The organism is Autumnicola edwardsiae, assembly GCF_031846505.1.
Lineage (GTDB): Bacteria > Bacteroidota > Bacteroidia > Flavobacteriales > Flavobacteriaceae > Autumnicola > Autumnicola edwardsiae.
The window spans coordinates 1-13,325 of record NZ_JAVRHP010000086.1 but is presented as its reverse complement, the minus strand read 5'-3'; the positions used below and the strand labels follow the sequence as shown (position 1 = coordinate 13,325).

At 41.4% G+C, this 13,325-nt stretch carries 9 protein-coding genes; 1 reads left to right on the top strand and 8 read right to left on the bottom strand.

Going from position 1 to position 13,325, the window contains the following annotated elements; translation table 11 throughout:
* The 8 genes from lpdA to RM529_RS18155 all read right to left on the bottom strand — a co-directional run.
* A partial coding sequence (gene lpdA / locus RM529_RS13525; protein ID WP_311485312.1) for a dihydrolipoyl dehydrogenase occupies positions 1-1,200 on the bottom strand: 1,200 nt, incomplete at its 3' end.
* A gap of 145 nt (positions 1,201-1,345) precedes the next feature.
* Positions 1,346-1,522, bottom strand: coding sequence for a hypothetical protein (locus tag RM529_RS13520; RefSeq protein WP_311485311.1), 177 nt, complete (start codon positions 1,520-1,522; stop codon positions 1,346-1,348).
* A 60-nt stretch (positions 1,523-1,582) separates the two neighbouring features.
* Entirely contained in the window at positions 1,583-2,209 is a 627-nt protein-coding gene (locus tag RM529_RS13515; RefSeq protein WP_311485310.1) for a cation diffusion facilitator family transporter, read from the bottom strand.
* Between the two features lie 19 nt (positions 2,210-2,228).
* Positions 2,229-4,199, bottom strand: a complete 1,971-nt coding sequence (locus RM529_RS13510) for a heavy metal translocating P-type ATPase (RefSeq protein WP_311485309.1) — start codon at positions 4,197-4,199, stop codon at positions 2,229-2,231.
* A gap of 79 nt (positions 4,200-4,278) precedes the next feature.
* On the bottom strand, positions 4,279-4,614 hold the full coding sequence (locus RM529_RS13505; RefSeq protein ID WP_311485308.1) for a P-II family nitrogen regulator: 336 nt from the start codon (positions 4,612-4,614) through the stop codon (positions 4,279-4,281).
* A gap of 119 nt (positions 4,615-4,733) precedes the next feature.
* Positions 4,734-5,957 (bottom strand): efflux RND transporter periplasmic adaptor subunit, encoded by a 1,224-nt coding sequence (locus RM529_RS13500; protein WP_311485307.1) that lies wholly within the window; start codon positions 5,955-5,957, stop codon positions 4,734-4,736.
* Between the two features lie 129 nt (positions 5,958-6,086).
* On the bottom strand, positions 6,087-10,559 hold the full coding sequence (locus RM529_RS13495) for a CusA/CzcA family heavy metal efflux RND transporter (protein WP_311485306.1): 4,473 nt from the start codon (positions 10,557-10,559) through the stop codon (positions 6,087-6,089).
* 88 nt (positions 10,560-10,647) lie between these two features.
* Positions 10,648-10,962, bottom strand: a complete 315-nt coding sequence (locus tag RM529_RS18155) for a DUF6660 family protein (RefSeq protein ID WP_432264537.1) — start codon at positions 10,960-10,962, stop codon at positions 10,648-10,650.
* A gap of 576 nt (positions 10,963-11,538) precedes the next feature.
* Between RM529_RS18155 and RM529_RS13490 the strand changes: the two genes are divergently transcribed.
* Complete coding sequence (locus RM529_RS13490; protein ID WP_311485305.1) at positions 11,539-12,807, top strand: site-specific integrase; 1,269 nt, start codon at positions 11,539-11,541, stop codon at positions 12,805-12,807.
* Positions 12,808-13,325: the final 518 nt, after the last annotated feature.

The following is a 13,325-nucleotide window of genomic DNA, read 5'->3' as shown; positions in this document are numbered from 1 at the left end:
AATAACTTTTATAAAGCCATCCGTATCCATACTTATTTTCGCCCTTGCATTGGCCTTAAAAGGAAAGGAGCCTGTTTTAATACTTCTTCCTGCTTCTTTTAACACTTCTTCGGTAAGTCCCACTCCGGCCACTTCCGGTTGAGTATAAATTATATTAGGTATGAGAGCATAATTGATATGGGGTCTTTGACCGGCTATTGTTTCAGCAACAAAAACTCCTTCCTCACTTGCTTTGTGAGCCAGCATCGCACCTCGTACTACATCTCCAATTGCATAAATGCCTTTAACATTTGTTTCCAGATTTTCATCTACATTTATTCTACCCTGTTTGTCTGTTTTAATGCCCAACTCTTCAAGTCCCAAATTATCAGAATAAGGTTTCCTACCGATAGCCATCAGGCAATAATCTCCTTGTAAAGTCATTTCTTTCTGATTGGCGACATTTTCGGCTATCAATTGAACCTCATTATCTAAAACATTAGCTTTAGTTACCTTTGTTCCCAGATAAAAATCCATCCCCTGTTTTCTTAATGATTTATATAATTGCTTTCCTAAAGAACTATCCATACTGGCAATGAGGGTATCTAAGTATTCCACAATGGAAACCTTAGAACCCAAACGAGCGAAAACAGAACCTAATTCCACTCCAATTACCCCTCCACCAATAACCATTAAATGTTTAGGTATTTCTTTTAGGGCAAGTGCTTCCGTGGAGGAGATAACCCTCTTCTTATCGATGGTTATACCGGGTAGCGATGCCGGTTTTGATCCGGTGGCAATAATGATTTTATCGGTAGTGATGGTGTGGGTGTTTTCTTCACCCTTAATCTCAACGGTAGATTTGTCCTTAATTGTTCCTACACCTGTATAAACGGTTATCTTGTTCTTTTTCATCAAGTAAGATACCCCGTTAATGATTTCCTGAACTACGGTCTGTACCCTATTCCTCATTCCAACTATGTCTACAGACGCTTCCTTAAAATTAATACCAAATTCCTGAAACTGATTTTGTAGCTTGTAATAATGTTCCGAAGCTTCCAACCAGGCCTTGGAAGGAATGCAGCCTACATTCAGACAGGTTCCCCCAAGTGTATTATATTTTTCTATAATGGCCACCTTAAAACCCAGCTGGGCACAACGTATTGCACTCACGTAACCTCCGGGTCCTGAACCTATTATTGTAACATCAAATTTTTCCATTTTTTAAAATTTAATTTTTAATTAAGATATTCACAACTAATCATATATTAACCTAGTCTTTATGAAACATTCGCGTTATATTTTCACTTTTCCCAATACTTTCTGATGAAATTTACTGGACAATTTTTTTGGCATAGGTCAGATCTCATCCTTCCAGATCATAAAACCATTCTTCCGCCTGTTTAATGGCTTCGGTTATAGCTTCTTTTTCTGTGCACTTCCCCTGTATCATAAGCTCATTGGCTATTTCAAGGGCCTTCTTCCTAACAGTTCGGTTCAGGGAATCTAGGTCTGTCTTAAAGTCTTCAAACATCCAGTGCATAATAATTTTTCTTTAATGCCTAACCAACTCCTCCTTTTCTTCCGGATACAACTCTGCTTTCTATACTGAAATTTCTCTTCCATTTTTAAAAGCCTCCCACCCTTCTTTTAGGGCATAGGGAACAATAAGAAGGGCGGCCACGGGATCTGCCCACCACCAATCTAAATATTGTACAGCTAATAAACCGCCTAATACAGCCACTGTTTGATAGAGGCATACGAAAGTATCTTTTGAATCGGCAAGCAACTCTTTACTGTCCAATTTCTTTCCATACTTGCGTTTGTACCAAATCAAAATAGGATTCACCACTAAGGATACGAGTAGTATAGTAAGGCCCATGGTGCTCCAGTCTGGAGTTTCTTTATTAAAAAACTTAGTTACAGAATCGTAGGTGATAAAAATGCTAACAATTAGAAAAGAAGTGGCAATTACATACAGGGTAATTTTTTCTCTTTTTTTCACCCGCTTATCACTAATATCCTGGATTTCCCCATGTAGCCGCCACCCCAGGGTGCTTGCCGAAATAATTTCTATGATGCTATCCAGCCCCCAACCAATTAAAGCTGCGCTTCCGGAGATAAAACCAGCGGTTAGTGACACAGCTACCTCAATAGTATCATATATGACGTTGTATATTTGGAGCTTCCTGGCTTTTTTCAGGTACTCTTCTCTTTGTTGATCTGCCATTGATTTATGCTTTTAGCAGTTAAAATTTAATTTTCTGCAACCTTACCGCATTTAAAATTGCCAAAAATGCCACTCCCACATCAGCAAAAACTGCTTCCCATAAAGATGCTAAACCAAAGGCACCCAAAATAAGTACAAGGGCTTTGACGCCGAAAGCCAGAATAATATTCTGCCATACGATCTGCCGGGTTTTCTTTCCAATTTTAATGGCAGTTGCAATTTGGGAGGGTTGGTCATTTTGTATTACCACATCGGCCGTTTCGATCGCTGCATCAGAACCCAGAGCTCCCATAGCCATTCCCACATCAGCCAAAGTAATCACGGGAGCATCGTTAATTCCATCACCCACAAAAGCAACTTTTCTACCCTGCTTCTTAAGTTCCTCCACCTTGCTCACTTTGTCCTGGGGCAACAAACCTCCATACGCCTGATCAATCTTTAACTGTCCGGCTACTTTCTGAACAATGGAGTCTTTATCCCCGGAGAGCATCACAATGGAAGTAACACCAAATTCTCTAAGTTGTGCGATGGCCACAGCGGCATCTTCTTTTATCGCATCGGCAATGGTAATATATCCTGCATACTGCTGGTCTATTGCTACCACGACAATTGTTTCAACAATCTCTTCAATTTTGGGATCAAAAGAAACATTGAACTTCTGCAGTAACTTAGCATTACCCACCAGGAGTTCCTTTCCGTCTACTGTTCCTTTTAGACCGTGGCCTGCTATTTCTGCTACTTCCTGTACCTCAAGCTGTTTATAAGCTTCTCCCGCATGCTCCACAACTGCCGAAGCAATAGGATGAGTAGATTTACTTTCCAGAGCCGCTGTTAAAGCTAAAAATTGATCTTGTGGTATACCTTCAACTTTTACTTCCTGTACCTTGAACACACCTTCTGTTAATGTTCCTGTTTTGTCCATCACCACGGTGTCTACTTCCGTAATTAAATCCAGAAAGTTTGAACCTTTGAAGAGAAGTCCATTTCTCGAAGCTGCGCCAATACCTCCAAAATATCCCAGGGGAATGGAAATTACAAGGGCACAGGGACAGGAGATAACCAGGAACACCAATGCACGATAGAGCCAATCTTCAAATATATAGGTCTCCACAATGAAATACGGCAGCAGGGCCAAACCAATTGCGAAGAAAACTACAATGGGGGTATAGATCTTGGCAAATTTGGTGATGAATTTCTGAGTTTTTGCTTTTCTTCCACTTGCTTCTTCTACCAACTTAAGGATCTTTGAAAGGGCACTATCCTCATAGCGTGAGGTCACTTCTATCTCAATAAGCTTTTCCAGGTTTATCATTCCCGCCAAGACTGTTTCACCTTTTCCCTTAGTGTCAGGTTTTGATTCTCCTGTAAGAGCGGCCGTGTTGAATGAGGAACCTTCATTAAGTATTATTCCATCAAGGGCCACTTTTTCCCCTGATTTAACCTGAATTATTTCGCCAATTTCCACCTCTTTTGGATCAACGATAACCACCTGCCCATTTCGTATCAGCCCGACTTCTTCAGGTCGGTTGTCGATTAAAGCCTTAATCGATTTCCGGGAACGTGCCACCGCAGCTTCCTGAAAATGCTCTCCAATCACGTAAAACAACATTACGGCTACTCCTTCTGCATATTCCCCGATATAAAAAGCCCCTATTGTAGCAATGCTCATCAGGAAGAACTCGTTAAAGACTTCACCTTTTACAATGTTTGTGGCCGCGTGTTTAATAACCTTGCCACCCACCAGAAGGTAAGCAATGCCAAAAACAGCAAGCCGTAGATACCCACTAAACCATTCTGCATCAAAAAAGTCTAAAGCAATACCAGCCAATAAAAGCACAAGACTTAAAATCGTCAGAACATAGGAAGATCTTTCCTCCTCGTTTTCTGGTCTTTCAGGCCTTGACTTCGGCCCCGGCTCCTCTGCCGTTCTGGGAGAGGTGATGGTCATATCTTCCAGTTCTTTTCCCTTAGAATTTCTTTCTTTTGTCATTTTATTTTTTTTAAAACAGACCTGCAACAGTGGGCATAATGGTAGTTATATTTACAAAGTAGGTGTTTGCGTTTAATCTTTATAACCGTTTTTTAATAGATTCTCCCGTCTTTATCTTAAATGCATCTTCAATTTCAGAAACATAGATGATCCCATCTCCAGGTTCTGGCGTTTTACCATTTTCGACTATGATATCTATGGCTCTTTGCGCTTCCTCGTTCTGGCACACCAGTTCCAATTTCACTACGGGGCTATCGGTAATATGAAAATCAAGGGAGGGGCTGGCTCCTTTTGCCTTGAATGCACCGGTTCCTTCGCCCTGCGAAATGGTCATGCTTTTAAATCCTGATTCACTCAGAGCTTCAATTACTTTTTGCACTCTGTTTGGTTTCACAAATGCTTTTATTTCTTTCATGGTTTTAATCGTTTTAGGTTTCAATCAATTAATAAAGTTGACAAAGGGCCAAGAAACAGTTGGCAAAGCACGAATGACTATAGCCAACTGTTTTTAGGCAACTTTTCAAATAATCAGATTTAATCGTCATCTCCTGTTTCCCCTTTTTTCATTTCTGCGATCAGATAATAGGCGTTGTTCCAGGCCACTCGCGCACCATCAGGTAGAGGCTCCAATAACTTTATTTCCACCCAGCCTTCATTTTTTTCTCCTGTCATCACTTCCACAGGCTTAAAAGACCATTCGGTTTCGTCGTTTTCCTCCTGCTGTTCAGCAATGAAGATGTAGGATTTTCCTTCTTCCTCAATTACCGCCTCCTCTGGTAAAGCCGTTACCTCTGTACCAGCACCTGTCACTATCCTGCCGTTGATGTACATGCCCGGCACCAGGCTTTCTGAATCTTCCTGTATCTCTGCGTGGACATGAACAGCTCTTGGATTCTGTTCAAATTTCTTACCGACAGAAAAAATCTCAGCAGTATATGACTTGCCGGGCACTGATTCCATTTGCAGCAGGACCTTTTGTCCCTCCTTGACCTTATAAACATCTTTGGCAAAAACCATTAAATCGGCATGTACATGTTCGGCGTTGATCACTTCCAATAGCTCTGTTTGGGGATCCACATATTGACCTACCTGCACATTTATATCTGCAATCGTCCCTTCTATAGGACTTACGACAGGTATGTTTTCAACTATGTTTCCTTCCCGAATGTTCGCAACATTTAGGTTTAAACTTCTGAGCTGTGACTCGAGCCCTTTCACTTCTGCCTGCACAACGCGATAATCGGCCTGTGCCTGTTGAAATAATTTACCCGAACCAACTTCCTGTTCGTACAGCCTTTGTTGACGATTGAATTCTTGCTCCAGGTTCTGCATTCGGCTGTAAGCTGTCATATAATCGGTTTGTAATCTGGTGAGGTTGGGGTGAGAGAGATAAGCCAGAGTTTGTCCTTTTCTGACTTCATCCCCCTCAATCACCTCAATAGAAGTTACATTGGCTCCTATAACAGCAGTTACCGTAGCTTCATATTGTGGTGGCACTTCCAGTTGTCCTGTAGCCGAAACTACTTCTGAAAGTGGCCGGGTGGGCAGGGTGTCTAATTTTATGCCCAGGCTGTTGAACTTGAGGTTTGAAAGATGTACTTCTCCCATTCCTCCTTCTTCTTCTTCTTCACCGGCTTCTTCTGTAGCCAACTCTTCCTGAGCGGCATTTTCCCCTTCTTCGCTTCCCCCGCCATTACAGGCAATAAAAAGGGTTGTTGCAATAAATAGGGTAAACAATTTTATAATGTATTTTTTCATCTGTTTAAAATTTTACATCAAGCTGGACAAATTGGTTCAGGTTTACAATCATTCCCCTGTGTGTTGCCAATTTTTGCGTCCAGCATCATGCTGGTTTCATTTTTTTATTCTTTAGCTATTAGTACCAATTTATTCTGAAGTATTCATATAATATTCAAGTTGGGAGCGGCTGTCGAGATAACTTGCCAATGCCTCCCAGGCATCAATCTCTATCCGTACAGCATCCCTTATATTTTGGAGAAAGGTCACATAATCAATTGCTCCTTCCCTATACGCAATGATTGCTCCTTCCCGCTGTTCGATGGCCAAAGGAAGCGCCTCCTCCTGATAATATCTCCAGGAGTTAAGCCACTTCAGGTATTCTTCGCGCGCACCAGCGTAAGCTGATTTTAGTTCCAACTGCGTCTGCTGTAGATTTGCCTCAGCTATTTCCCGGTCTATCCTGGCAGATTGTGTTCTCCCCAGTTCGGGTCCAAAGAACAATGGAATGCTGATGCCCACCTGATATTGATAAAAGCCCGTTTGGCCGTCAATTTTCTGCCTACCGTACTGCGCCTGGAATTTTGGAAGAAACTGCGATCGCCTTTCCTTTAAAGTTGCATCAGCCACTTCTACCCGTTGCTCATAAACATCGAGGAGGGGATGATTGCCAAGAGGTTGTAATAATTCGGCAATGGGCTCATCAAATTCTTCCGCAGGCACTTCAGGTACCGTGTAGAGAACGTCACTCGCAAACCAAAGGTTAAATCGCTGGAGGGCACTTAAATAATCCCGATATGCCTGTTCTTTCTGAATCTCAACCTCATTGCCCTGATTTACGGTGGCCAGATATTCCAGTCTGGAGATCGTTTCTGTTTCCAGCCTTATTTGTGCAGCCCTTTCAATATCGGTAAATGAGGAATTCAGGCTCCGCAATGTTTCATAGGCATTTTTTGCGGCGTATACCGATGCCCATGCCTGGCTTACCTCCAGTTCTACTTCAAGGATGGAAAGATGAAGGGCGTCTTCTGCCAATGCCACTCTTTCCTTCTGCAAGCGTAGGCGCGGTGCAATACCGAATATATCAATATTTTGTTGCTGAACCCCAATTTGAGTATACACCCCTATATCTGGATTATTAGAACCATTACTTATTTCTTCCGCCCCGGTATATATTTGCGTATTTCCCAGGTCCCAGGCTGTTTTCTTTAGGGCCTCCTGGCTTTCTATCTCCAATACAGCGGCTCTTATCCTCGGGAAAGCTTCTATCGCCCGTTCCCGAGCCTCTTCTAACGAGAGGCTTGATAATGTGTCCTGTAGCTCAATTGTCTCCGCCCGCATTGGCAAAGTTTCCTGCAGGTTCCTGTCTTGTGCCTGTGCAGATGTACTTAAACCTAAAAGACTCCCGACAGACAGCAATGCCACCAATATTGCCGGAGCTGGTGCCAAGCCATTATTATTATTACTATTTCTTCTGTTTTTCATATTTTCTATTAAAGTATAAAGGACTGGCAACACCACAAGGGTGAGAAGGGTAGCTGTAAGCATACCTCCAATAACCACGGTTGCTAAAGGGCGCTGCACCTCTGCCCCGGCCGAAGAAGAAAATGCCATAGGCATAAATCCTAAAATATCTGTTACCGCTGTAAGCATGATCGGTCTGATTCGTTCTTTCGTACCCATAAAAATCCGGTCTTTGATACTGGTCACGCCTTCTTCTTTAAGAGAGTTGAAGCGGTTGACCAGTACCAGCCCGTTAAGTACTGCCACTCCAAAGAGCACGATAAAGCCTACACCTGCAGAGATGCTAAAGGGCATGTCCCGGAGCCAGAGCGCGAAAATACCCCCAATGGCAGCTAATGGAATGGCCATATAGATCATGATAGATTGCGAAAAAGATCCCAGGGCAAAATAAAGCAGTACAAAGATTAGGAATAGTGCGATTGGAACCACGATAATCAAGCGGTCTTTGGCACTTTGAAGGTTCTCAAACTCCCCACCATAAGTGATATAGTATCCCGGTGGCAAATCCAGCTCAGCATCCAGTCTTGCCTGGATATCATTCACTACCGACTCCACATCACGCCCCCGGGTATTCACCCCTACATAGGTTCTTCGATAGGTGTCGTCACGGGATATCTGCATCGGTCCGGGCACATAACCTATATCGGCTATTTCACTGATAGGAATCTGCGTACCATCAGCAAGGTCGATGTACAAGGTTCTCAAATCTTCAATGCTTTGTCGGTGTTCTTCGTCAAAGCGAACCACCAGGTCGAAACGCCTTTCTCCTTCGAAGACAACCCCGGCTACTCCGCCTGCAAATGCGGTACTTATATATTCATTGATTTTTTGAATATCAAGCCCATATTGAGCGAGTTTATCGCGGTTATAACGCACCGTCATTTGTGGGAGTCCCGACGTTCTTTCAGCATTTACATCTCCGGCTCCGGGAACAGTTTGAATGATCTCTGCCATTTCCTGGACCTTTGTAGAAAGTACATCTAAATCCTCCCCATAGAGTTTTACGGCAATATCTTCTCTTACCCCTTCCAGAAGCTCATTAAATCTTAGTTCTACCGGCTGGGTGAAAACAAAGTTGACCCCTGTGAGATTTTTATTTAGCAGTTCCTGGATTTGTTCAATAAGTCCTTCTTTGGTTTCAGCAGATACCCATTTGTCCCTGTCTTTTTCGAGAATTAGGTACATGTCTGCTATATCCATCGGCATGGGATCTGTAGGAATATCGGCCACCCCAATACGGGCTGTTACAGTTTTTATTTCAGGGAAGTTCTCCAACAACAAAATCTCTATTTTTTTCGAAACTTCTATAGATTCAGTCAGCGAACTACCGGGCCTAATCAGAGCTTGCATGGCAATGTCACCTTCATCTAACTGCGGAATAAATTCTCCCCCCATAGTGGAAAACACATAACCTGCAGCCCCTAATAAAACAACAGATCCAATGATCACCGCTGCTCTGAGGCGAAGGGAAGCTTTTAAAAGCGGAAGATAGGCGCGATGAATACCACCAATAATTTTATCACTTACTCTTTCCAGCCAGCGTTCTAACTTGCCGTACCAGTTTTTCTTGTTTTCAATCGGCTTCATAAATAAAGCAGTCATCATCGGAACGTAGGTAAGACATAAGATAATGGCACCTATCATTGCAAAACCAAAAGTGTAGGCCATTGGCTTGAACATCTTTCCTTCCACTCCTGTTAGGAACAGGATGGGTGCAAACACAATAAGAATGATTACCTGACCGAAAAATGCCGATCCCATCATAGTGCTTCCGGAATCGTAAGCTACCTCATCCATAACAGCCTGATTAAATTTGACTTTGCCGGCTTTAACCCTTTTATGGATTTCATAAACTGCACCTTCTATGATAATAACCGCACCATCAATGATTATCCCGAAGTCAATGGCACCCAGGCTCATCAGGTTAGCCCACACCCCAAACTGCTTCATCAGAATGAAGGCAAAAAGCAAGGATAGGGGAATGGTAGTGGCCGTAATTAGCCCGCCACGCAAACTTCCCAGAAGAAATACTAAAGCAAAAATTACAATCAAGGCTCCTTCCAGCAGGTTTTTAGTCACGGTATCGGTTGTTCTGCCAATAAGCATACTCCGGTCAATGATGGGCCTGATTTCAAGTCCTTCCGGTAAGGATTCTTCTACCTCCGCCATCCTGTCTTTTACATTTTGTATCACTGCATTAGGATTTGAACCTTTCAGCATCATAATAATACCACCCACTGCTTCCTCTCCATCCTGGGTAAAAGCACCGTAGCGCACCTGACTTCCGAAACTTACTTCTTCGGCTATATCCCCAATGGTAACAGGAGTGTTATTTTCATTGGTAACAACTATTTTCCTAATGTCATCCAGAGACTGGATAAGGCCTTCTCCACGAATGAAGTTCGACATTCTGTTCTTTTCGATGTAGGCTCCCCCGGTATTTACGTTGTTCCGGGCCAGAGCCTCATACACCTGGGAGATGCTTACATCCAGCGCATTTAATTTCTCAGGGCTGATGGCTACTTCATATTGCTTGATGTATCCACCAAATGAATTGACTTCCACAACCCCTTCCAGCAGGGTTAATTGCCTTTTTACAATCCAGTCCTGAATGCTGCGAAGCTCCATAGGAGTATATTCCTCTTCATAACCTGGTTGCGGCTGGATGGTATATTCATAAATTTGTCCCAGCCCGGTGGAAATAGGCCCCATAGTTGGGCTGCCAAAGTTTTCGGGAATGGTTTCCTGCAGCTCGGTCAATTTTTCCTGAACCAACTGCCGGGGCAAGTAGGTGCCCATATCATCTTCAAAAACAATGGTTACCACCGAGAGGCCGAAGCGGGAAGTAGATCTTAATTCTGTTACGCCGGGCAGGTTTCCCATAGCCAATTCTACGGGATAGGTGACAAATTGTTCAATATCTTCAGTACCTAAGCTTGGAGATTGGGTAATTACCTGGACCTGGTTATTCGTAATATCAGGAACCGAGCCCAGGTTGACGGTCATCATCGACCAGATTCCGGCTCCAATTAGGGCTAATGTCATTAAGCCGACTATAAATTTGTTATTTATAGAGAATGCTATGATCTTGTTAATCATGTAAAAAAGTTTAATTCAACGTAAATAGATGAGAGTGCCATTGAGGAATCAATGACATTAGGATGTAGCTATCCTAAAAAAAGTTGAATTAGGCCTGTGGTGGTTGAAGTAAAGAGAAGGATACGTCCTTAATAATGCCTTTGATATGGGCAAAAGCTACGGATTTGGGGTCTAAGACGAGTGGTTCAAAAACCGTCACTTCAAAGTCGATGGTATGTAAATTACAACACTGGCACGAACAAAAAGGAGGGCAAAGTTCTAGGCTTCCGGAATCATCCGCTTCGTTATTTGCAGCTGTATGGGTTTCATAAACAGAAACCCCATCGATCTTCTCCACGCACGCGAGAGGAACGACATTCATTCCCAAAAGAAAGAACGATAATATCAGAGTTACTGTTTTCACATCGCGAATATAAATATTTTTTTTTGCAACTGGATTGCAAAAGCAGAACTTTCAAAAAAGAAGGCTAAGTTGCAATTTTCTTATGATGCTAACGGAATAGACAAAAAATGTTTCAGCCTAACAAAATTTAATCTAAAAGCTTCTTGCTGCTTTGGTAGTTTCAATCTGCTGTAAAAAATTATTCCTACATTCTAATTTGAGTTCGTTTGATGTTATTTATATTGGAAATTTCGATTATCTTCGGGTTTACGAAAAAAATTGAAGCGAAGGTTACCTATTCGGTTACCTCGTTTTACAGAAACAAGTTAATTGTTTGATAATCAAAATATTGTAGGTTGACAGACTAGTTCTGCCACCCCGACGAACCTAGTAATAGGTCTAAACAAAACACTGTTAATCGTATGATTTTCAGTGTTTTTTATTTTTTATGCATTTGTTTGATTTCATTTAAAACCATATAAAAGGTGTGCAATTAGGTGTGCAGTGATTAATTCTAATTGTACTATCTTTCGAGAACTTTCGGGTATGATTTGACTTTCGATTTAACAACTATTGTTTAATTTAAAGTTATTCGAAATGAAAACGAAAAGCACTTTCACGGTGATTTTCTTCACAAGAAAATCACGGAGCAATCCCAAACACCTTTCTATCTACGTTCGTATTACGGTAAACAGAAAACGTGCGGAAATCAGTTTAAAAAGAACCATTCTCGACAAAGATTGGGATAACAACAAAAGCCGCGCTAGGGGAAACTCCCAAAATGCTAGAACGCTAAATACCTACTTGGATGAAGTCTATCAGAAGTTACTGGAATGCCATAGGGAGTTTTTGGCAGAAGATAAAATATTATCTTCGGATGCTATTAAGTCCCGCTATTTAGGAGAGGACGATAACAGCAAAAGCTTAAGTAAACTACTCGATTACCATAACAGCAATATGATTCACGTTCTTAAAATGGGAACGATGAAAAACTATTACACTACTGAAAAATACCTGTATAAATTCCTGCTAAAGAAAAAAAGGGTAAAAGATATTTACCTAAAACAGCTCAACTACGAGTTTGTGACCGATTTTGAGCATTTTCTGCGGAATTATAAAGATTCGAAACAAAAGCTAATGTTAACCAATAATGGTGTAATGAAGCATTTGGAACGCTTCAAAAAATTGATAAACTTAGCTGTGAAGTTAGAATGGATACAGAAAAACCCATTCAATCAATTTCAATTGAAGTATCAAAAATATGACAGGGCTTATTTAAGTGAACGGGAACTCGAACTCTTAGAAGAAACAGATTTTAAAAGTGAACGCTTGCAAAGAGTCAAGGATTGCTTTGTATTTTCCTGCTATACAGGCTTGTCATATGTGGATGTGAGGGAACTTACAGAAGATAATATCGTAAAAGGGATCGATAATAATTATTGGATATATACCAAAAGGGAAAAAACGGATGAACGAGTGAAAATACCCTTGCTCCCTAAAGCAATGGATATTATAGAAAAATACCAAGTTTTCCATAAAGAAGATTTTGAAGATGGTCTTTTACCTATCAGTTCCAACCAGAAGACCAATAAATATTTGAAAGAGATCATAACATTATGCGGGATTCATAAAAACGTTACTTTTCACGTTGCCCGGCATACTTTTGCCACCACGGTAATGCTTTCCAATGGTGTACCCATAGAAACGGTATCGAAATTATTGGGGCATACCAAACTTACCACTACACAAATCTATGCTAGGGTGATTGATACCAAGATTTCCTCCGACATTGCAATGCTCAGGGAAAAATTGAATCCTTCTCCAAGTAAAAGAAAATCCAATGATGAAAAGGTTTTTTCTAAGTAGTATGAATACGGCAATGTCCTCACCCCATTTCCCTACATTACGTAAAAACTCCATTCCGGGAAAAGCGGTTCGTCCAAAACAAATCTTGGACACAAGCCAAAAAATAAAAGTTGCTTATATATTACATTTCTGATATAAGGACATTTCGGTTAAGATTAATGTAAATCTGCTTTAAAATATTTTTTGACTTAAGTCCGCTTGCGTTCGTAATCCTTTGAAAATTTTGGGAAATAATTTTCGTGCTGCATTTCAATGATAGCCTTCCAACTTCCCGTCCACCATTACTTTTTGATGGAAAAATTACGGGATTTAAAATTGGACGGCTGCATAACCGGTCGGCTGCGCTTTCCCTTTTATAAGCCTTTCCCAATTCCAAACCCCGTACGAAAAGACCATCAAAAGGTAACGGATGGCGCTATGGGAAGTAAATGGAATTGAAAAAAACATCCATTTTCAATCTGCACTTTTATAAGTACTCCTTTACCAAAATAAAAGGAAAACGTTCAAGATATAATAAG

Bases quoted from the DNA above. Each gene is read 5' to 3' on its own strand.
- RM529_RS13510 (WP_311485309.1), bottom strand. From the start codon at position 4,199: ATGACAAAAGAAAGAAATTCTAAGGGAAAAGAACTGGAAGATATGACC.
- RM529_RS13500 (WP_311485307.1), bottom strand. From the start codon at position 5,957: ATGAAAAAATACATTATAAAATTGTTTACCCTATTTATTGCAACAACC.
- RM529_RS13515 (WP_311485310.1), bottom strand. From the start codon at position 2,209: ATGGCAGATCAACAAAGAGAAGAGTACCTGAAAAAAGCCAGGAAGCTC.
- RM529_RS13505 (WP_311485308.1), bottom strand. From the start codon at position 4,614: ATGAAAGAAATAAAAGCATTTGTGAAACCAAACAGAGTGCAAAAAGTA.
- RM529_RS13490 (WP_311485305.1), top strand. From the start codon at position 11,539: ATGAAAACGAAAAGCACTTTCACGGTGATTTTCTTCACAAGAAAATCA.
- RM529_RS13495 (WP_311485306.1), bottom strand. From the start codon at position 10,559: ATGATTAACAAGATCATAGCATTCTCTATAAATAACAAATTTATAGTC.
- RM529_RS13520 (WP_311485311.1), bottom strand. From the start codon at position 1,522: ATGCACTGGATGTTTGAAGACTTTAAGACAGACCTAGATTCCCTGAAC.